This is a genomic window from Methylophaga sp. UBA678 (assembly GCF_002299105.1).
Taxonomy (GTDB): Bacteria; Pseudomonadota; Gammaproteobacteria; order Nitrosococcales; family Methylophagaceae; genus Methylophaga; species Methylophaga marina.
On record NZ_DBNG01000014.1, the window covers coordinates 85,345 to 104,832 of the forward strand.

Annotated in this window: 23 protein-coding genes, 1 tRNA gene and 1 other RNA gene; 7 read left to right on the forward strand and 18 right to left on the reverse strand. The window is 42.2% G+C overall.

Annotated elements, in window-relative coordinates:
- The first annotated feature begins 94 nt into the window (after positions 1–94).
- The 4 genes from B3014_RS08445 to B3014_RS08460 are packed head-to-tail and all read left to right on the forward strand — an operon-like array spanning position 95 to position 3,228.
- Positions 95–1,018, forward strand: a complete 924-nt coding sequence (locus tag B3014_RS08445) for an SPFH domain-containing protein (RefSeq protein ID WP_286305301.1) — start codon at positions 95–97, stop codon at positions 1,016–1,018.
- Positions 1,019–1,020: 2 nt separating this feature from the next.
- On the forward strand, positions 1,021–1,461 hold the full coding sequence (locus B3014_RS08450) for an NfeD family protein (protein WP_289243917.1): 441 nt from the start codon (positions 1,021–1,023) through the stop codon (positions 1,459–1,461).
- 1 nt (position 1,462) lies between these two features.
- On the forward strand, positions 1,463–2,065 hold the full coding sequence (locus B3014_RS08455) for a histidine phosphatase family protein (RefSeq protein WP_289243916.1): 603 nt from the start codon (positions 1,463–1,465) through the stop codon (positions 2,063–2,065).
- Positions 2,062–3,228 (forward strand): cupin domain-containing protein, encoded by a 1,167-nt coding sequence (locus B3014_RS08460; protein ID WP_289243915.1) that lies wholly within the window; start codon positions 2,062–2,064, stop codon positions 3,226–3,228. The genes B3014_RS08455 and B3014_RS08460 overlap by 4 nt, the downstream gene beginning before the upstream one ends.
- A 5-nt stretch (positions 3,229–3,233) precedes the next feature.
- On the opposite strand, the gene B3014_RS08465 is transcribed toward B3014_RS08460, so the two are convergent.
- A complete protein-coding gene (locus B3014_RS08465; RefSeq protein WP_289243914.1) occupies positions 3,234–3,749 on the reverse strand; it encodes a zinc ribbon-containing protein in 516 nt (171 codons plus the stop codon).
- A 71-nt stretch (positions 3,750–3,820) separates the two neighbouring features.
- Between B3014_RS08465 and B3014_RS08470 the strand changes: the two genes are divergently transcribed.
- Entirely contained in the window at positions 3,821–4,324 is a 504-nt protein-coding gene (locus B3014_RS08470; protein ID WP_289243913.1) for a disulfide bond formation protein B, read from the forward strand.
- A gap of 84 nt (positions 4,325–4,408) precedes the next feature.
- On the opposite strand, the gene infA is transcribed toward B3014_RS08470, so the two are convergent.
- The 8 genes from infA to ffs form a co-directional block, all read right to left on the reverse strand.
- A complete protein-coding gene (infA, locus tag B3014_RS08475) occupies positions 4,409–4,627 on the reverse strand; it encodes a translation initiation factor IF-1 (protein ID WP_007145816.1) in 219 nt (72 codons plus the stop codon).
- 56 nt (positions 4,628–4,683) lie between these two features.
- A complete protein-coding gene (locus tag B3014_RS08480) occupies positions 4,684–5,385 on the reverse strand; it encodes an arginyltransferase (protein WP_289243912.1) in 702 nt (233 codons plus the stop codon).
- Positions 5,382–6,104 carry a leucyl/phenylalanyl-tRNA--protein transferase gene (gene aat, locus B3014_RS08485; protein WP_289243911.1) on the reverse strand — a complete coding sequence of 241 codons (723 nt, stop codon included), beginning with the start codon at positions 6,102–6,104 and terminating at the stop codon, positions 5,382–5,384. The genes B3014_RS08480 and aat overlap by 4 nt, the downstream gene beginning before the upstream one ends.
- Positions 6,105–6,107: 3 nt before the next feature.
- Complete coding sequence (locus tag B3014_RS08490) at positions 6,108–7,295, reverse strand: EAL and HDOD domain-containing protein (protein WP_289243910.1); 1,188 nt, start codon at positions 7,293–7,295, stop codon at positions 6,108–6,110.
- A 32-nt stretch (positions 7,296–7,327) separates the two neighbouring features.
- Positions 7,328–7,927, reverse strand: coding sequence for a recombination mediator RecR (gene recR / locus B3014_RS08495; protein ID WP_289243909.1), 600 nt, complete (start codon positions 7,925–7,927; stop codon positions 7,328–7,330).
- A gap of 9 nt (positions 7,928–7,936) precedes the next feature.
- Positions 7,937–8,245 carry a YbaB/EbfC family nucleoid-associated protein gene (locus B3014_RS08500; RefSeq protein ID WP_286305292.1) on the reverse strand — a complete coding sequence of 103 codons (309 nt, stop codon included), beginning with the start codon at positions 8,243–8,245 and terminating at the stop codon, positions 7,937–7,939.
- A 16-nt stretch (positions 8,246–8,261) separates the two neighbouring features.
- Complete coding sequence (gene dnaX, locus B3014_RS08505; RefSeq protein WP_289243908.1) at positions 8,262–10,100, reverse strand: DNA polymerase III subunit gamma/tau; 1,839 nt, start codon at positions 10,098–10,100, stop codon at positions 8,262–8,264.
- A 43-nt stretch (positions 10,101–10,143) separates the two neighbouring features.
- Positions 10,144–10,240: signal recognition particle sRNA small type (gene ffs, locus B3014_RS08510), an RNA gene on the reverse strand.
- Positions 10,241–10,512: 272 nt separating this feature from the next.
- Between ffs and B3014_RS08515 the strand changes: the two genes are divergently transcribed.
- Positions 10,513–13,851: an EAL domain-containing protein gene (locus B3014_RS08515; RefSeq protein WP_289243907.1), complete on the forward strand. Its 3,339-nt coding sequence runs from the start codon at positions 10,513–10,515 to the stop codon at positions 13,849–13,851.
- Positions 13,852–13,868: 17 nt separating this feature from the next.
- On the opposite strand, the gene B3014_RS08520 is transcribed toward B3014_RS08515, so the two are convergent.
- The 9 genes from B3014_RS08520 to B3014_RS08560 form a co-directional block, all read right to left on the reverse strand.
- Positions 13,869–13,959: transfer RNA gene (locus B3014_RS08520), tRNA-Ser, on the reverse strand.
- A gap of 21 nt (positions 13,960–13,980) precedes the next feature.
- Complete coding sequence (locus tag B3014_RS08525; RefSeq protein ID WP_289243906.1) at positions 13,981–15,009, reverse strand: type III pantothenate kinase; 1,029 nt, start codon at positions 15,007–15,009, stop codon at positions 13,981–13,983.
- Positions 15,006–15,809: a biotin--[acetyl-CoA-carboxylase] ligase gene (locus B3014_RS08530; protein ID WP_286305286.1), complete on the reverse strand. Its 804-nt coding sequence runs from the start codon at positions 15,807–15,809 to the stop codon at positions 15,006–15,008. Before B3014_RS08530 ends, B3014_RS08525 begins: the two co-directional genes overlap by 4 nt.
- A 92-nt stretch (positions 15,810–15,901) precedes the next feature.
- A complete protein-coding gene (locus B3014_RS08535) occupies positions 15,902–16,129 on the reverse strand; it encodes a hypothetical protein (protein WP_286305285.1) in 228 nt (75 codons plus the stop codon).
- A gap of 55 nt (positions 16,130–16,184) precedes the next feature.
- A complete protein-coding gene (locus tag B3014_RS08540) occupies positions 16,185–16,544 on the reverse strand; it encodes a DUF2069 domain-containing protein (protein ID WP_286305284.1) in 360 nt (119 codons plus the stop codon).
- Positions 16,534–17,130, reverse strand: a complete 597-nt coding sequence (gene wrbA / locus B3014_RS08545; RefSeq protein ID WP_289243905.1) for an NAD(P)H:quinone oxidoreductase — start codon at positions 17,128–17,130, stop codon at positions 16,534–16,536. The genes B3014_RS08540 and wrbA overlap by 11 nt, the downstream gene beginning before the upstream one ends.
- Positions 17,127–17,486, reverse strand: a complete 360-nt coding sequence (arsC, locus tag B3014_RS08550) for an arsenate reductase (glutaredoxin) (protein WP_289243904.1) — start codon at positions 17,484–17,486, stop codon at positions 17,127–17,129. Before arsC ends, wrbA begins: the two co-directional genes overlap by 4 nt.
- Positions 17,483–18,664, reverse strand: a complete 1,182-nt coding sequence (gene lapB / locus B3014_RS08555; protein WP_289243903.1) for a lipopolysaccharide assembly protein LapB — start codon at positions 18,662–18,664, stop codon at positions 17,483–17,485. Before lapB ends, arsC begins: the two co-directional genes overlap by 4 nt.
- A gap of 3 nt (positions 18,665–18,667) precedes the next feature.
- Positions 18,668–18,961, reverse strand: coding sequence for a LapA family protein (locus B3014_RS08560; protein WP_289243902.1), 294 nt, complete (start codon positions 18,959–18,961; stop codon positions 18,668–18,670).
- A 165-nt stretch (positions 18,962–19,126) separates the two neighbouring features.
- Here B3014_RS08560 and fdxA point away from each other — a divergent pair, with 165 nt between their 5' ends.
- Positions 19,127–19,450, forward strand: a complete 324-nt coding sequence (gene fdxA, locus B3014_RS08565; RefSeq protein WP_007145800.1) for a ferredoxin FdxA — start codon at positions 19,127–19,129, stop codon at positions 19,448–19,450.
- Positions 19,451–19,488: the final 38 nt, after the last annotated feature.

The following is a 19,488-nucleotide window of genomic DNA, read 5'->3' on the forward strand; positions in this document are numbered from 1 at the left end:
CCTATTATTCAAGTGATAAACAATCTGTCGTGGCAATACTGCTATCATTTAAACAGTATGTTTGATCAATGTCGATAAACAAGAGGGTGAAATAATGGATGGGTTTTCAAGTTTTGTACTGATTATTGTCGTACTTATGGTGGTTGTCATCATGATGGGCGTCAAAGCTGTTCAGCAAGGACGTGAGTATACCGTTGAACGTTTTGGGCGTTATACACGAACCTTATCACCCGGATTACATTTGATCGTACCTGTTATTGACCGTATCGGCTCAAAAATAAATATGATGGAACAGGTTCTTGATGTGCCTTCTCAGGAAATCATCACTAAAGATAACGCCACTGTCAGGGTGGATGGCGTGGTGTTCTTTCAGGTCATTGAAGCAGCTAAAGCAGCTTATGAAGTGAGTGGTCTGGATAATGCGATATTGAATCTCACCATGACCAATATCCGTACCGTTATGGGGTCTATGGATCTGGATGAGCTGTTATCAAAACGTGATGATATTAATGCGCGCTTGCTGAACGTAGTTGATGATGCAACCACACCATGGGGCGTGAAAGTTACCCGGATCGAAATTAAAGATCTGGAACCGGATCAAGGTTTAGTAGAAGCGATGAGTCGCCAGTTAAAAGCGGATAGAACAAAACGGGCATCTATCCTGGAAGCGGAAGGCCATCGTCAATCTGAAATTTTACGAGCAGAAGGTGAAAAGCAGGCTGCTGTATTAGAAGCGGAAGGTCGTCTTGAAGCCGCCATGCGTGATGCTGAGGCGCGTGAACGTTTAGCTGAAGCAGAAGCCAAAGCGACCATGATGGTGTCAGAAGCCATCGCGAAAGGTGACGTACAGGCTGTGAACTACTTCGTCGCACAGAAATATGTTGAAGCACTGAAAGATATGGCGTCAGCCGATAATCATAAAGTCATCATGATGCCACTTGAGGCCAGCAATGTTATAGGTTCAGTTGCTGGTATCGCAGAACTTGCCAAAGAAGCGTTCAATAAAAAAGGAGCTTAATCATGCCTTTTGTCATTGATTTTTGGCATTGGTGGGTATTAGGTGTCGGTCTGATTATCATTGAAATACTGTTGCCGACTTTTTTTGCTCTATGGATGGGGATAGCGGCCTTCGTTACAGGACTGTTTTTATTCTTTTTTTCGGCGCTATCCTGGCAGTATCAGTTATTAATTTTTGCTTTGTTATCCATCATCAGTATTGTGGTCTGGCGACAATATTATCGTGAACACCCTTTGCTGAGTGATCAACCCAATTTAAATAAAAGAGGCGAGCAATACATAGGTCGAGTTATCACCTTACAGACACCGATTGTTGATGGTGTTGGCAAAATCAAGCTGGATGATTCGACATGGAAAATCCAGGGAAATGATAATCCAGCCGGTAAAAAAGTGAGGATTATTGCTTTAAACAACGTCGTCTTTACTGTGGAGTCTATCGACTGACATGTCTGTCACGACTATTGATTTACTGCGGCATGGTGAGACGGAAGGTGAGGGAGTTTATCGAGGGCAGCAAGATTATTTGCTGACTGAAATTGGACGTGAACAGATGCAATCAGTGCTGACGGATGAGTTACCCTGGCAGCAGATTATTACCTCACCACTGTCTCGCTGTGCCAGTTTTGCGGCAGATTTAAGTCGGGATACTGGTCTAAGTCTGGCATATGAGCCAAGATTTATTGAAATGTCTTTTGGCCAGTGGGAAGGAAAAACAGCAGAAGCCATAGAGGAAAACGATCCTCATCATTTCTTTGCTTTTTATGATGACCCTGTCCTCAATACACCGCCTCAAGCTGAAACGTTAATTGCCTTCCAACAACGCTGTATTTCAGCCTGGCAAGCGATGTTGAAACAATATGGGCAGCGACATATTCTTCTAGTCACACATGCTGGTGTCATCAGATTATTATTGGCGCATATTTTATCGATGCCGTTACAAGCCCTTTTCCATATTGATGTGCCTTTTGCCTGTCTGAGTCGAGTAGAAGTGTATAGTGATGGCAACGGTGACTTTGCCAGAGTGTTATTTCATGCAGGACAATTATGAGTGAGTTTTTTAATACCGGATTATCTCAACAAACGTTTTTAGATGAGTACTGGCAAAAAAAACCACTACTGATTCGGCAAGCCTTTCCTGATTTTGAATCACCTATTACCCCTGAAGAGCTTGCAGGCTTTGCTTGTCTGGAGGATGTGGAGTCACGGCTTATTGAAGAACACGCCAGCACTGGTCCATGGTTGTGTCGTCATGGCCCTTTTTCAGAAGATGATTTTGAGGCATTACCTGCATCACATTGGACGCTATTGGTTCAGGATATGGATAAGCATGAACCTGAATTAATAGACATTACACGTTGTTTTGATTTTATCCCTGACTGGCGACGTGATGATCTGATGATTAGTTATGCCCCCATTGGTGGGAGTGTCGGGCCCCATACGGATGGTTACGATGTGTTTTTACTGCAAGCAAAGGGGACTCGACGCTGGCAAGTCGGGGCTGAACCCCTTTTAGAAACCCGTTTAATTGAAGGGCTAGATCTGAAAATTCTGTCGGAATTTACAGCTGATGAAAGCTGGGATCTGGAGCCCGGTGATATGCTGTATTTACCGCCACACTTTGCTCATCACGGTGTGGCGCAGAATGACTGCATGACGTTCTCAATTGGCTTCAGAGCGCCGACGCAAACAGAGGTGCTGGATGCTTACCTGCAAGAGCTTGCTGATTCAGACATAGGAGATGTGCACTACAGTGATCCTGATTTGAATGTGAATACAAGTGAAACAAAGATTGATAAAAGAGCGATGGCACGCTTCAAACAAAGCTTGATCGATACTATCAACCAGTCTGATACACTTCTACAGTCAGCAGTTGGTCGTTTAGTTACTCAGACTAAACCATCACTGGAGTGGTTAGCTGATGAATATATCCAAGATAACGACCCAATGTCTTTATCCACTCAGTTTGAATCTGGTGGCATATTACAGCGCAATCGCTATATTAGAATGGCTTGGACAGAAAGCGAAAACCATCTGTTTCTGTTTATTGCTGGGGAAAAATTGACTCTTTCAGCATCCTATCAATCGATGATGAATATGCTGACTGGAGTGTTACCCATAAGCCTTCAGCAATGGGAATCACTCCAGCAATATGAGGGCGCAGAGCAGGTGTTGAATGCGTTAATTCAACACGGTGGTTGGTACTGGGAATAAGGCGTTTAACTCGGCTTTTTTCTGTTAAAAGTGGTTTTATGACATTTCGGGCAAGGGGGGATGCGACTTGTTTTTTTGAAATGTAATTCACAACCGCATGATTCACAGTAGAGGGCGCCAATCCCTGTTACTTCCCCTGTGTGGTACTGCTGAAGCTTAGTGGCCTGCTGGGCTAACTGGTCTAATTCCAGTCGCGTCTTGTCTGCCACAGTAGCAAATAAATCCAGTAATCGTGCTTCAACAAGCTGTAAATCAAAGGTCAGCCATGTTGAGAATGTTTTTCCTGTTGATTCAAGATAATCAGCTGCATCATGTAAATCGCGTTGTATATAAGTGGCGATTATTTCAGCTTCTTCTTGGGTAAGTTCACGTAATTCAATCGCTTGCTGTTTGGCCTTATCAAGGTTTCGCTGCAGGGTTGGCATAGCCTGTTGCTCAGCTTCATCCAAGAAGTTATTCAGACGTTCCATCATTTTATCGTAGGCATCGGTGAGTTTTTTTTCTAAATTATCTTCATTCATTGCCTTACTCCTTTTATCCTTGCGTCTTTTAGGTTAACTTAGCACAGATTAATCGACTTAAGGAGTCTGTTTTGAACTCATTTCGTGGCGTCTTTCTCTTTGGCTTTCTTGCCTGTTTGAGTATGTTGCTTATCGCTGGTTACTTTCAGTTTATTGAACATCTGGAGCCTTGTCCCTTGTGTATCCTGCAACGTGTGATGGTACTTATTGCTGGTGTGTTCTTTTTGATAGGTGCTATTCACAATCCCGTGACAACAGGACGACGAATTTATGGGTTCTTGGTTTTCTTGGCAGCGGGACTGGGTGCCGCTATATCCGCTCGACATGTATGGATTCAAAATCTACCGGAAGATCAGATACCTAGTTGTGGTCCAGGGTTGAACTTTATCTTAGAAAATTTCCCATTGAGTCAAGCCGTTGATATGGTATTGAAGGGCTCAGGTGAATGCGCAGACGTCCTTTGGACCTTCCTCAATCTCAGCATTCCTGCTTGGACATTGGTTGCCTTTATTCTGATGTGCTTAGTAGGGTTGAAGCAGTTATTTGGTCAGCATAAACAGCCAGATTTCATCTGAATTAGATTAATTCAGATGAAATTTATGGTGTTATAAGAGTTTATTTTTGACGCTTTGCCACTGACGTGGCCGGGTGAGGTAGGGTTAGCGTGCGCGGTAGACAATACGACCTTTAGTTAAATCGTATGGCGTCAGCTGTACAGTGACTTTGTCACCTGTAAGAATACGAATATAGTTTTTACGCATTTTGCCTGAAATATGCGCTGTAACCACATGGCCGTTTTCCAGTTCAACACGGAATGTGGTGTTAGGCATGGTATCAATTACTGTGCCTTCAAACTCAATATGTTCTTCTTTTGCCATAAACTCTAATGTTCTTGAATAAAAAAGAACCATTTTGCCGTAAAATGACTGATTATTCAAAGTTTTTTATCTAACTTCTGCCAATCGGTGTAATAACCCTCTAATCCTGAAAAATTAGTCTTATATGACATTTTAGGGCTCTCGGCGATCCAATAACCCAGATAAAGCCATGAAAGATCATAGTTTTTGGCTAATTCAATTTGTTTAAGAATGGCAAATGTCCCTAAACTGCGTTTAGCGAGGTCAGGATCAAAGAAAGTATAAAAAGCTGAGGCCCCGTTGATGACAAAATCTGTCACAGCTATCCCAATCAGCTTGTTTTCCAGCCAGAATTCAATAAATGCACTATCGCACCAACTGCTAGTCAGAAAGTTGGTATAGCTTGATGGGGTGGGGTTATCCATGCCTCCCCCCAAATGTCGACCAGCAAGATAACGCTCATATAATTCAAAATGTACCGGATTAAATTCAGCTGGATGAATTTTAGTTTGCACATCCTGATTACGTTTTAAACAGCGCTTCTGACTTCTGTTAGGTTTAAACTGGGCAATATCAATTCGCACTGGTACACAGGATGAGCACTCTGCGCAAAATGGCCGATATATGTGATCCCCGCTTCTCCTGAATCCATGTTGAATCAGATGACTGTACAGGTGCTTACTCGCCGGTTTATTTGGGTCGGGATAAAGGTTTCTGGCCTGCCTGTCACTAAGGTATGAACAGGCATGAGGTTGGTCTTGATAAAAATTCAGGCTCATAGTGCGTAGGGTAAATCAGCATCTAACTGCCATTGACTGGGCGATACTTTGACAGAACATAACTTATCCAGTCTTTTGATAAATTCTGCTCTGGGGATTTCTTCTCCCCCCATACGCGATAGGTGATCGGAGTATATCTGACAGTCTATCATCGGCATGTCCCAGCGTTGTAATTGTTGGCATAAGGCGATGAGCGCAACTTTAGAACTGTCTGGTACAAAACTAAACATGGATTCACCAAAAAATGCTTTGCCTACAGAAACACCATAAAGACCACCAACCAGTTCATTATCTTTCCAGCATTCAATACTATGTGCATATCCCTGATGGTGTAAATCAGTATAAGCCTCGATCATATTATTGTGTATCCACGTCCGGTTATCTGGATCAGTAGGTTGATTCTGTCTCGGTGCCGAACACGCTTTCATGACCTGTTCGAATGCGCGATCCATTGTGACGGTAAACTGTCCTTTCCGTAATATCTTATTAAGGCTTTTACTGATATGAACATCATCTGTGAAAAGAACCATACGTGGATCAGGACACCACCATAAAATCGGGTCATTTTTATTAAACCAGGGGAAAATGCCACGTTGATAGGCATCCAGTAATCTTGCTGGAGACAGATCACCGCCAGCAGCTAATAAACCATGATCTGTCGCTTTTTCCACAGGCGGGAAATGACTTTGTGAGTCGGCAGCCAACCAAGTGATAGACATAACTTAATCTTGTAGTTGAATAGTGAGTTGTTTTGCCCACTGAATAGATTCTAAATAAGTTTTGACTAATATTTCTCTTGGAACAGGTGAAGTGGATATGGTTTCCCAATCCGCTTGTTCATAACTCAAAGTATCTGCTAAAGCTCTTCCTGCAGGTCCTTGTTTATCTATCAAGGCTGTTTTAAGTTCAGCGGTCAATGGTAAGGGGTCAACAATATCGACAAGTGGTTTATCCAACATGGCATCCAGAACCGACAGAAGACCGACGGTGAAAAACATATCTGAATGTCCTTTATAGTATTTGGCTAGTAGCTCACACATTCTGCCGCGAAACATGGCGACATGACGTAATTCATTCGGTTTATCATCAATACCTGATAAACATAATAAACTTGCCCATGTTTTAATTTTATTGAGCCCAAGCATGACTATCGCTTGTTTGGTACTTTCCACTTTTTTAGGCAAACCAAAAAAGGCGGAGTTGATTAAACGCAAAAGTTTATAACTGAGCGTGATGTCTTGATTAATAATCTCAGTTAAATCTTCGGCTTCTACATCAGTGTCTTGAAGACGCACCAATAATGACATTAATGTTTGCGTTGACGGGGTTAATTGATGACCTGTACTTTGATCAGGCTTGGTATAAAAATCACCTTCCAGCAAATCTAGGTGATGCGCTTTGCAATAGTGATACTGTTCGATGTTGTTAACATTGATAGCACACAAAACGTCATAGTGTGCACGCCATGCTTGAATTTCTTGATTAGTCAGTTGTTGTAAATTTTCTTGTGCGAGGTCAATCAATAATGTCTTGTACTGATGCCCATTCATGGAGTTATGCAATCGATTTGCATAATTTATGGCACGATGATGAGCCGGTGGTGGCTGTTGGGTATTAATGTCTAAAGTTAGAGAGGCATTTATTTTAGGTAGATCCAGAAGAGCATGGTGCCATGACTCTGGAATTGATAACAGCGCACTAGAACTATGGTTAATATCTAACACAATGTTGGGCAGTGACTGGACAAAGTCAGGAACGGGACTATCGTCCTTTAACTTTTGTCCTTCAAGATCATAAAAGCTTAAATGATATCCGGCGACATCCAATTCATCATTGATGAATAAGGGGTGACGGTGAATTAAACCCGAAAAAGTTTTTAATTGTTCTAAAGCGACTTCGTCCTGCGCCATAAGTAAATGCTCTCTTTAAGCTAGCCATCACCTCAAAGCGACTCTCTTCCTGAGAATGCGTGAGAAAGGGTGCCACTGTCAACATATTCGAGCTCACCTCCCAGTGGAATACCATGAGCAAGTCGACTGACTTTGATATTGCGGGCTCTGGCCAGTTCACCGATAAAATGAGCCGTTGCTTCACCTTCCACGGTAGGGTTGGTAGCCAAAATAACTTCTTCGATAGTGTTTTGATCTAACCATTCAATCAATTTGGGAATGCCCAATGCTTCAGGACCGATACCATCCAGCGGCGATAAATGGCCTGATAATACAAAATATTGTCCTTGGTATTGGGTTGCTTGTTCAATAGCAAGTACGTCGCTTGGCATTTCTACAATACACAAAATGTCTTGTTGGCGACGCTCATCAGCACATCGTGAACAGAGTTCTGTTTCAGATAGAATTCTGCAACGATTACAATGTTTTACGTTTTCTAATGCATGAGTAAGCGCCTGAGCTAGACGTTGACCACCATCTCGATTACGCTCAAGCAAATGGAATGTCATACGTTGTGCTGATTTTGGCCCTACGCCTGGTAAACAGCGAAGCGCACTTATCAACTCATCAATACTGGGACCGAGTTTTGCCATGTTATAAGGCTAAAATGGCATTTTCATGCCAGGAGGTAGCATGCCTGACATACGTTCTTGAGTGGTTTGTTCTACTTGGCGGTTTGCGTCATTAACAGCAGCAGCGATTAAATCTTCCAGCATTTCTTTATCATCTTCAAATAACGCATCTTCAATTTGAACGCGCTTAATGTCATGTTTACCTGTCATGGTAATTTTGACCATTCCACCACCGGCTTGTCCGGTGACTTCGACAGAAGCCAATTCTTTTTGTGCTTTTTCCATATTGGCCTGCATTTGCTGGGCCTGTTTCATCAGATTGCCTAAACCACCTTTCATGGAATGTCCTCTTTACTTAATCTAAGGGTTTTATTGTACTTTCAATTACACGAGCATTAAATGTGTTCTTAATCACTTCGATAGTGGGGTCAGTCTGGATAGATTCAATAGCCTGTTGCTGTTTTTGTGCGAGTTGTTCAGCTCTTTCAACCGCTACTGTCGGCCCTGAATGCAAACTATCGGGATCATGATTGAATATGACACTGACATTCTGATCGAGTTTCTGCTGTAATGCTTGTTCGAGGCGTTCTTTTGATTTTGAGGTCGCTAAATGAGCAAGTTCAGGCGATAACGATAGTTGAAGTGTGCGTTCTTCACATCGAATAAAGGCGCTATTCTCGGCTAATTGTCGCGTTAAAGCAGACAGTTTGAGTTCTGAAATGATTTGCGTCCAGTTTGCAGGGGACAAATCAACACTGATCAAAGTCTCTTCATCGACGCTGGGAAGCGAGTCAGCTAAAGCTTCTTTTGTATGTTTTTCGTTTACCTGAGTATCAGTGTTCTTTTGAATATTCTGGTCATGATTTAACTCAGGTCTGGGCTGTGGCTTTTCTAATGGTGCTGCGGGCTTTTGTGAAGAAAAGGCTGAATGGGTTGTTGAATCATTCGGCTCTGAATGATGTTCATGTCGACTCAATACCGGGGCTGATGCGTTTAGTTCTTTGCTGTCTGAGCTGTTGGCATTGCTGACTGTTACCGGCGGTTCAGTGACGGCCGGTTTACTAGGCGTGTCAGACTTTTTTGCTGGGGGATTCCCATTGTTGGGTTCGCCAGTCCGAGGCTGAAAACTTAGCATCCGTAATAACGTCATATCAAAACCGCTTTTCGGGTCAGCGGCCCATGGTAGATCTCGCTTACCATGCAGAGCAATTTGATAAAGTAATTGCACGGTTTCAGCATCAAACGTGTTGGCCAAGTCCTTTAGACTGGAGCTGTCTTTTTCTTCCGACGCTAAATCCTGAATGTGTTGATAGCTTGCTATCTTTTGTAAACCATCCAAAATCGCATTAAGAATAACTTCAAAGTCGCGGCCAAGTACTGCTAAATCACCAGAGAGTTGCAGTAATGCTTTTGCATCTCTTTGTTGAAGTGCGCTCAGTAATTGATAGACCTGATCTTGGTTGATGCTGCCAAGCATTTGGAAAACCACATCAGTCGTGACATTTCCGTTCCCAAAAGCAATCGCTTGATCTAATAAACTCAGCGCATCACGCATGCTGCCGTCAGCTGCACGAGCGAGTTCTATTAAAGCGGGATGTTCAAATGAGAGATTTTCTTGGCCTAAAATGTACGACAGATGTTCACTAATCTGAGTGATATCCAAACGTCTTAAGTTAAATTGTAGGCAACGCGACAAGATGGTGACAGGTAATTTCTGAGGATCTGTTGTGGCGAACAAGAATTTAACGTGAGGAGGGGGTTCTTCCAGTGTTTTTAATAGTGCATTAAAACTACTGGTCGATAACATGTGCACTTCGTCGATTAAGTAAACTTTATAACGACCACGACTTGGCGCATATTGCACGTTGTCGAGGAGTTCACGTGTGTCATCCACTTTTGTCCTGGACGCGGCATCGACCTCAATTAAATCGACAAAGCGACCACTATCTACTTCGACACAGCTCTGGCATTCACCACATGGGGTAGAGCTGACGCCTTGTTCACAGTTGAGGGATTTGGCGAAGATTCTCGCCAGTGTCGTTTTACCAACACCACGTGTACCAGAAAACAGAAAGGCGTGATGCAGTCGGTTTTGATCCAGGCCGTTGATTAAAGCACGTAAGACATGTTGTTGCCCAACGACTTGTTCAAATGTTTTAGGTCGCCACTTACGGGCTAAAACCAGATAACTCATCGGTTATTAGACACCCGGTTAACTTAATGTTTAGGGTGGCGACCCACACCAGCCGAATCTCGGCGCCCGAGTCCGAAGGCTCCGCTGCTCCCTTCCGGGCCTGACGGGGTCACCAACATATCGTCGCGAGGAGACCAATGCAGGCCACCATAGAGCGACACATTCTATGTCTTTATTGTAGTTTTTTCCATCCTATTTTGCTTTTAATCATGACATCGTCACATCAAACAAGCAGTTAGGGGCTTTATCATTGTAGAAAGGAGGAGGCTAATATTCATGAGATGCGCTGATGTGTTATTTCCTCCTCTTGAATTAAGTTTATGAAACGATTGTGATGGCCGATAGAAGTAGTATTAAGGATAGTGTTGACGCACTGTTGGCCTTTCTCGCTATAGCTGATCATGATGGATAAATGAAAAATAAATTTCTCACTCCTATCTTTGTTAACTTATTCGTTGCCCTGGTTTACCTGATAGCTGGTTGGCTGAGCATTCAATTCGCTGTATTTGAACATTTTTCAGCATTGGTATTTTTCCCTGCGGGTATTGCATTGCCCTTTTTTCTGACATATCCCGCCATGTACGTCTTGCCAGGGATCTTTGTCGGGGCATTGATAATCAGCTTAATCGTATTGACCAGAATCGAACTTATCGCGCACAACGTTATTTTTTCTGCTGTTATTGCCTTAGTCAGCTGTTTACAAGTGATTGTTGGAAAATACCTTTTCAGAAAAATGATTGGATTTCCACTTACACTAAGTCGTGATCGGGATATTTTTCTCTTTCTGCTAGTGGTACCAATTATATGTCTAGTTAGCACCACACTTGGTCTTGGCGTGATACATGTTTTTAACCCATCAGCATTAAATTTTATGCCGGTCTGGCTCATGTGGTGGATCGGAAACATTATGGGTACTTATGTCATGTTGTCTCTGGTTTTGAGCTTTATTGGGCGACCACGGGCAGTATGGAAAACAAGACGGTGGTTTATCGGTATTCTTGTTTTACTCTCATTGATTATCATCAGTGCTACAGTCTGGAATATCCGACAGTTTGAAGATAAACGTCTTGCTGATCAGTTCAAAATCAGAACGCAGGAAGCAGCCGAGGTATTTAAAATTGCTCTCAAAACAGAAGAGTTGATTCAAGATGGCGTCTCACGCTTGTTTGCCTCCTCGGACAAAGTGACGCGAGATGAGTTTAAGAGTTTTGTTAATTGGACCACCTATAATGAACAGCATATTCAGGTCATTGAGTGGTTGCCTCGAATACTGCATTCAGAACGACAGGCGTACGAAGAAGAGCAGAAGAAACATTTTGGCGAAGATTTTTTTATCAAAGAAATCGTGTCGCACAAGACGCTAGGTCCGTCAAAAGCATATCCTGTTTATTTCCCCATCACCTACTTAGAGCCTGAAGCAGATAACCTGATAGCGCGTGGATTTAATCCTTACTCATCCGTTGTTTCAAAAAAAGTGATTGATAAGGCTATAGAAAGTGGTCAGGCCGTTGCCAGAAGTCCACTGAAAATGATTCGTGATAAGGAGCTTATCGATGCATTAGTGATATATCGCCCCATATATCAAACTCAAACGGGTAAATTCAGCATTAATAAAGAGAATAACGAGGTGATTGGCTTGGTTAATGTCGTGATTCGTGTAAAGGAGTTTGTGGATGATATTTTGAAACAGTCATCACAACCGGAGTTCTTGATAAATTGGCTTGATATACAGAGTGGTGACTTTTTTTATCAGCAAAGTGAGGAGAGAACGTCCCGGATCAAACATTATGTTGATTTTGAATTAGCTGGCCGACACATGCAGTTGCAGTTTTACCCGACCACTTATTTTATGAATACTTACTCAACTAGCCTGGCGTCACTAGCACTGGTTTGTGGGTTTTTAATAACGACATTATTTACCTTGTTATTCTTGAGTATAACTGGGAGAACTCATCGCATCTCAAAAGAAGTCACCATTCGAACACAAGAGTTAACACAAGCAACAAAAAGGGCTCAGTCTTCAGAACAACGCATTCGCGATGTACTCAAACAGATGAAAGTGACGGAACAAAAGCTTCGACTATCAGACGTCGCTTTTAACTCGACTAGTGAAGCTATGATGATCACTGATGCTAATAAATACATCATTGCTGTCAACCAAGCCTTTACAGATATGACCGGCTATTCATATGAAGAAGTCATCGATCAGTATCCCGATTTTTTAATAAGCGAGTTCGCTTCACATCAATCAATACGATTGACGCAAGAATTATGGGATGTCATGCGAGATAAAGGGATGTGGCGAGGGGAGGTCATTATCAGTACAAAAAGTGCTGAATCATTGCCAACATATTTATCTGTATCTGCTATTTATGATTCGGCCCAGAGCGTGACGAATATGGTAGCAGTGTTTACTGATATGACAGAAGTGAAAGAAGCACATGCCATCATTGAACAACATGCCAACTTCGATGCCCTGACCAATTTACCGAATCGGCGTCTGTTTACGGATCGCTTACAACAAGCGATTAAACGAGCGGAGAGATTGGGTGAGAAAATTTGTCTGATGTTTCTCGATTTAGATCGTTTCAAAGATGTGAATGATACCTTAGGGCACGAATTCGGGGATGAGTTACTTCGGCAAATGGCGTTTAGAATTTCGAGTTGTATTCGAGATATGGATACCGTAGCGCGGTTAGGTGGCGATGAATTTACTATCATCCTATCTGAGTTTAAAAATAAAGCACATGCAATTAATGTTGCAAAAAGTCTGATCAGTGAAATAGAAAAACCAGTTGAAATTCAGGGACAAACGCTACGGCTCTCAACTAGTATTGGAGTAACCTTTTTTCCTGATGATGCTGCGGAACCGGGTATGTTAATTCAAAATGCTGACAGAGCGATGTATGCAGCAAAAGATATGGGTGGCAGTGCTTTCAAGTTTTATAACGCTGAATTAGCGGCAAGTTGGCAAGCAAGAACGTTTATTATTAACGAATTAGAGTCTGCCTTGAGCAGACAAGAATTAATCGTTTATTACCAGCCAATTATTTCTCTAAGTCTGAATCATGCTTTATACGCAGAAGCATTAGTTAGATGGAATCATCCTGTTCGTGGAATGATTCCACCCTCAGATTTTCTTCCTCAGGCAGAACGTATGGGCCTCATCGATAAAATCGATGATTATGTGTTTAAACGTGTTTGCGATGATTTGAAACAGTGGACGAATAGTGGTCATGCCGTTCCACATATTTCTATTAATCGATCAGCACATAATTTTGGTGGGCAGCGTGCTCGTTTAGATTGGTTGGCTTATTTACGTGAGGTTTCAATACCCAGTGAGTTAATCACGTTAGAGATAACGGAAAGTACGTTAATGCAGAAACAATCCGAAAGCCGGATGTTACTGTATCGTTTACGAGATGCTGATATAAAAATTGCGGTGGATGATTTTGGCACCGGTTATTCTTCTTTATCTTACTTGAAAGAAATGGATGTTGATTATCTGAAAATTGATCGCTCTTTTATTCATGACATTGATCAAAGTGAGGATGACAGGGCGATTGTCGAAGCGATTACCGAAATGGCAAAACGTTTAGACATTATGGTTATAGCAGAAGGGGTGGAAACAGCGACTCAGGCAGAAATTTTAAAAAATATTGGTTGCCATGCTCTTCAAGGCTTTTTCTATTCTAAACCGTTGCCAAAGTCTGAGTTTGAATTTTATCTTCGGAGTTTTGAAAACGGTTGATCAACAACTCGGAGTGATGGCGGAGAACGAGGGATTCGAACCCTCGATAGGCTATTAACCTATACACACTTTCCAGGCGTGCGCCTTCAACCACTCGGCCAGTTCTCCTTAAGGGAGCGAAAGATTACCTCAGATTGCCTCTTCTGGCAATGATGGGTCTGACGCTTGTTTTTTTGTTTTTGATGGTGACTTGGGTTTGGTGGCACGTGTTTTACGTGGTTTACGTGCAGGTTTCTTTTTTTCTTCTGTTATGGTTTCTGGTGACGGATTATCATTTTCCGTTGATGTTTCAACAGTATTTGGCGCAGTTTTATCTGTTACATCTGCTGCTGTTTCTGTTTTTTCCTGACCATCTACATCCGATGATATTTGAGATTTCTGTGCTTTAGATTTGTTTTTTTCTGCTGGTTTTGCTTTGTCTTGTCGCGCATAAAACGCAAGACCTTTAAGCACAATATCTGGATAGTAATGAACGTCATCAGACAGAAGTGGAAGTAAAGCTTGGGCATCACCGCCGGTGATAATGAATCGAATTCGGTTATTGAAGCTTTCTTTTAGATCACTAATGATACGCTCAATAGTGGCGGTGACGGCATATAGCGTACCGGTTTGTATTGCACTGTAGGTGTTCGTTGCGAGAGTTTTGAATTCTTGATCATCTGTATCGGTAGTTAATGCATCAGTATTGTTGACCAGACTACTTTTCATAATACTGATACCGGGGATAATCATTCCCCCTTGATGTTGACCTGCCTTTGTGACGATATCAACGGTGATTGCCGTACCACAATCAATAATGCACTGTGCAAGCCTAGCATGTTGCCGTGCTGAAATCAGAGATAACCAACGGTCAATACCAAGTTTGGCTGGTTCATCATAAGCATTGGTGACACCGAAATGTTTTTTCTCAGCTTGAATGAATTTGGGGGTCAGGTTCCACTGTTTTTCTGTCCACTCAGTAAGTTGAGCGGCTATTTTTTCGCCGGCTACGTTGGCAACATATACTGATTCGATTTCAGATAATGTTTTCCACACTTTGTTTAATGAAGCTTTGATTCCTGATTTGTTTCGATCAAAACTTTGACTTTCATTAAGACCATTATTGTCCATAGTGGTCCATTTAACTCGGCTGTTACCAATATCTACCAGTAATTTCATGAAGCAAACCTAATGCTGATATGACTATTAGACAGCAGTTTTATTTCATTGTTTTGTAAATACCGTAATTCACCATGTTCGTTAATACCACAAGCAAGTGCCGATGATTTTTGATCGCCTTCAATCAATGTGATGGCTTGCTCATGCAGAGCATCATATTGAGGCCAGAGTGGAAGGAAGTCAGTAAGACCTCGATGTTCAAACAGTTCTATTGTTTCTATCATGTTCTGCAGTATTTTTCCTGCCAGCCAACTACGACAGGGGACGGGGTCACAAAGCTGTTCGAGGCTGGTAGATGGTTGTTGAATTAATGTTTGTGTAGATTCTGGAAGCTTAAAATTAAGGCCAATTCCTACAACGGTGTATTGTCTGGTATTAAATCTCGATTCTACAAGAATTCCGGCCAGCTTTTGTCTTTTATATAAGACGTCATTAGGCCATTTCAATGCTAACTGATTGATTCCAGACTGCTTGAGTGTATTAATTAAACTAATGCCAATAGCAATACTCAGTCCATGTCTGGCTTCTTCTGCGCAGTGTGGCCAGAATAAAGAAAGGTAGAGGTTACCCACAGGAGGAGATTGCCATACGTCTCCTCGGCGACCTCTGCCAGCGGTTTGCGTTTCAGCAATACATGCCGCAGGCTCTAGATGATGTTGGCTGAATCTTTGCCAGAGAATGTCATTTGTGGACGTGACTTCTGGCAAGATCAACATCTCGCTGAGCTTGTTGCTTGTCTGTGGTTCCATGGCGCTGAGAATAGCGGCCTGCGATAACGGTGAGTAGGATGGATTATTCAAAGGTGTGTCGGAGTTGTAAAACGAGCGGACAGTTTAGCAGGATGAGAGAAGTTGGGGGGAGTCTCCTCTCAATATATACAGCAGATGGTATTTTAGACTTTTATATCAAGAATACTTCCAACCATCTCATTACTGGCTTTGACGACTTTTGCAGATGCTTCAACTTGTCTTGCGTTTGCATCTAGCTCGACAAGCGCTTTGGTTAATTGTTCGTTTGAACCTGGATCGGCAGACGCAATTTTGGCGCTACTTTGTGCTGCACCATACATACCGCTTTGAATGCCTGCTATGCCTGATTGAAAAGCAGAAATGCTACTCATAAATGTCTCCTATATGGATGACTTTATATCATTTTAATGGTCACAAGTTTGTGACTTATATCGCTTTTTTATTCTTAGCGTTGAATTTAACATAAAGAATCGTTGAGCAAAAGCACACACTACTGCAAATGAGTGCCAGCACAGGATAGAGTGTTAGCGAAGAGGCGCTATATACCTCACCTACAGCATGACTGAAATAAAATAGCATTAAAAAGCTTGTCCATGCGTGAGTGTAAGGACGTCCGTACAATAATCCGCGCATTGGAAATAATAGTGGCACTAAACCAAGAATAAGCATGGCTGCGACAGGATAATTCTCTGCATGTGGTGCGATGAGTATCCAGGCCAAAAGCGTGATCATCAGACCAAAAAAACTGACTAAAGTCAGTGCTCGGAAAAGTTTTTCAGGATTCATGTAATTTCTTTGCTGTAGTGGCAATGCGATGTCCCATGGCTTTACACAGTTTCGCCTCGTTATCATCAAGCGTACGTTTATTGTCCGCACCGGCTAAGTGACTGGCACCATATGGTGTTCCGCCCGTTTCTGTCATCATTAATTCAGGCTCACTATATGGAAGCCCCATCAGTAACATGCCATGATGAAACAGTGGCAACATCATCGATAGAAGAGTGGATTCTTGCCCGCCATGTAGGCTGCCGGTTGATGTGAAAACAGCCGCCGGTTTTCCTACTAAAACACCTGACAGCCAGGAATCGCTCGTTGAATCAATAAAATATTTAAGCGGTGCCGCCATATTACCAAATCGTGTTGGGCTTCCCATTATCAGTCCTGCACAATTCTTCAGATCAGCATGGCTAACATATAGATGGCCTTCTGCTGGAATAGTATCTTCTGTGGCTTCACAGACTGTAGATACAGGAGGGACAGTCCTGATGAGCGCTTCGCATCCCGAAACGGATTCAACGCCTCGTGAAATTTGTTCAGCCATCGCTTTAACATGGCCACTACGACTGTAGTAAAGAATCAGTATTTTGATCATTGTGATGAGATTATTTCTAAGACAGATTCTGGTGGTCGACCTATTCGTGCTTGGCTACCCTGTATAACAATCGGTCTTTCAATCAGTTTAGGGTGAGTGACCATGGCTTGTATGATGTCTTCATCTGTCAGAGATGGATTTTTCAAATCAAGCACCTTGTATTCCTCTTCACCCTTGCGAAGTAAATCTCTGGGACTAATGCCCAGTTTTTCAATGATAACTTTTAATTCTTCAAAGCTGGGTGGTGTGTCCAGATATTTTATGACATCTGGATGAATTCCTTTTTCTTCTAGTAAGTTCAGTGTTTGTCTGGATTTACTGCAACGTGGGTTATGCAGAATAGTAATCGCTGTCATCGTGATGGTTCCAATAATTTTTCCAATGAAGATAAATGAATTTCAATAGGGCGCATCGTTGACCAACTGGAACAGCCCGGACATAACCAGTGCATCGTTCGACCAGAAAAACCACAGTTCTTGCATGTATAACGATCGCCTTTATGAATTAAGGTAGTTGTGACTTCTTTAATAAGTGGGATTAGCGCTTGATGGTTCTCTTCACCCAGCGTAATGAGCTGATGTAAACCTTCCACAGAGGGGTGTTGGTGCAGTTGGGCATGCAAGAACGCCTGGGCTGCTTCCGTGCTCTGTGTTTGTTCGATAAGTCTCGTTATCATTAAGCGTGCAGAAGTGAGGTGAGGATATCTATTGAGTAATGATTCTAACCAGTCTTTGAAGTCATCCAGATTATTCGTGTTCTCAAAACAGTCATAAAGCAAAGGCAGCGCTTCTGGTAAAAAATAGTGATTTTGTTTTTCAACATGTTGAAGTGCACGAATCGCTTTACGGTATTGCCCGTTTTTGATGTATATCCGACCTTCTAGCAGGCTCGCTCTGACACAGTTTGCATCGTAATGGTGAGCACTTCGTAATAAATTCAGTGTTTGATGCTGATCTTTATTGATGACAGATTCGGCAAGTTCACAATAAAACTGTGCAATCAGCGCCCGGGTATTGGTCTTATCATTACCTTCGATATGTTTTGCCATATCAATGGCTTGCTGCCATTTCTTTTCTTGCTGATAGATCCGTAGCAATTGTTTGGGCGCTTCAGGTGGTGTCCCTGGTTGTTGTAATAATTCTAAAAATAGCAGTTCAGCGCGGTCTAAAACGCCTGCACTCATATAATCCAGGCCTAATTCGACAAGAGCTTGGCGCCGTTGTTGGGCACTGAGTGAAGGCCTGGCAATTAAATTCTGATGGATTCTGATGGCACGATCACTTTCACCACGTCTACGGAATAAGTTAGCCAGAGCCAAATGGGTTTCGACTGTTTCACTGTTAACTTCTAGCAAGCCAATAAAGACATCAATGGCTTTATCAGGCTGTTCATTCAGTAAATAATTAAGGCCTTTAAAATAATCAGGGCTAAAAGAAGAGTCTTGCTGGCGGTAGCGACGTTTATAGTGACGTCTGGCCATCATCCATCCGGAGAGAGCTGCTACGGGTAATAAGAAAAATAACCAGCCAAACATGAATTAATGGGCGTCTTTAATCGGCAGTATTCTTAAGCTGTTAATTTCTTGCTCAGAAACTGACAACTTTGATTGTAAGCGATGATTTTCATAGCGCAATTTCATCGTGCTGAACAATAAAATCACTGCACCGATGGCTACCCCCAACAACATAGATAGCGCTACTATCACAGATAGAGGCATGGTTAACTCACCAAAGTAATAATTTACCGTCACATCGCTCATGTTAAATGCGGCAAAAGCGGCGCTTGCTAAGAAAATCAGCCCAAAAATCAGAAGTAATATTATTTTTCGCATTCTGCGGTGTTCCTTCAAATTACTGATGTTTTTTCATGAATTTTATTCAATCGGGATCATACCCTAAAATTGAACCTTGCCCAGAATTAGGCGAAATCATGTAGAATTACATTTTATTTTTGACAGGTCGGTCCTGTATCAACTCGTGATTTTGGAGAATTCACCATGACCTTTGTTGTCACAGAAAACTGTATTAAATGTAAATATACTGATTGTGTTGATGTCTGCCCAGTAGATTGTTTTCACGAAGGTCCTAACTTTTTAGTCATTGATCCTGATGAGTGTATCGATTGCACGCTGTGTGAACCAGAGTGTCCAGCAGAAGCTATTTTTTCAGAGGATGATTTGCCAGATGAGCAAATGGAATTTTTGCAAATCAACGAGGAGCTCTCTCGTGTATGGCCTGTAATTTCTGAAAAGAAAGATGCACTTCCAGATGCAGAAGAGTGGGATGGTAAATCTAACAAAACGCCTTTACTGGAAAGATAAGTACATTCAGTCCAAGATAAAAAAAAGCCCGCAAAAGC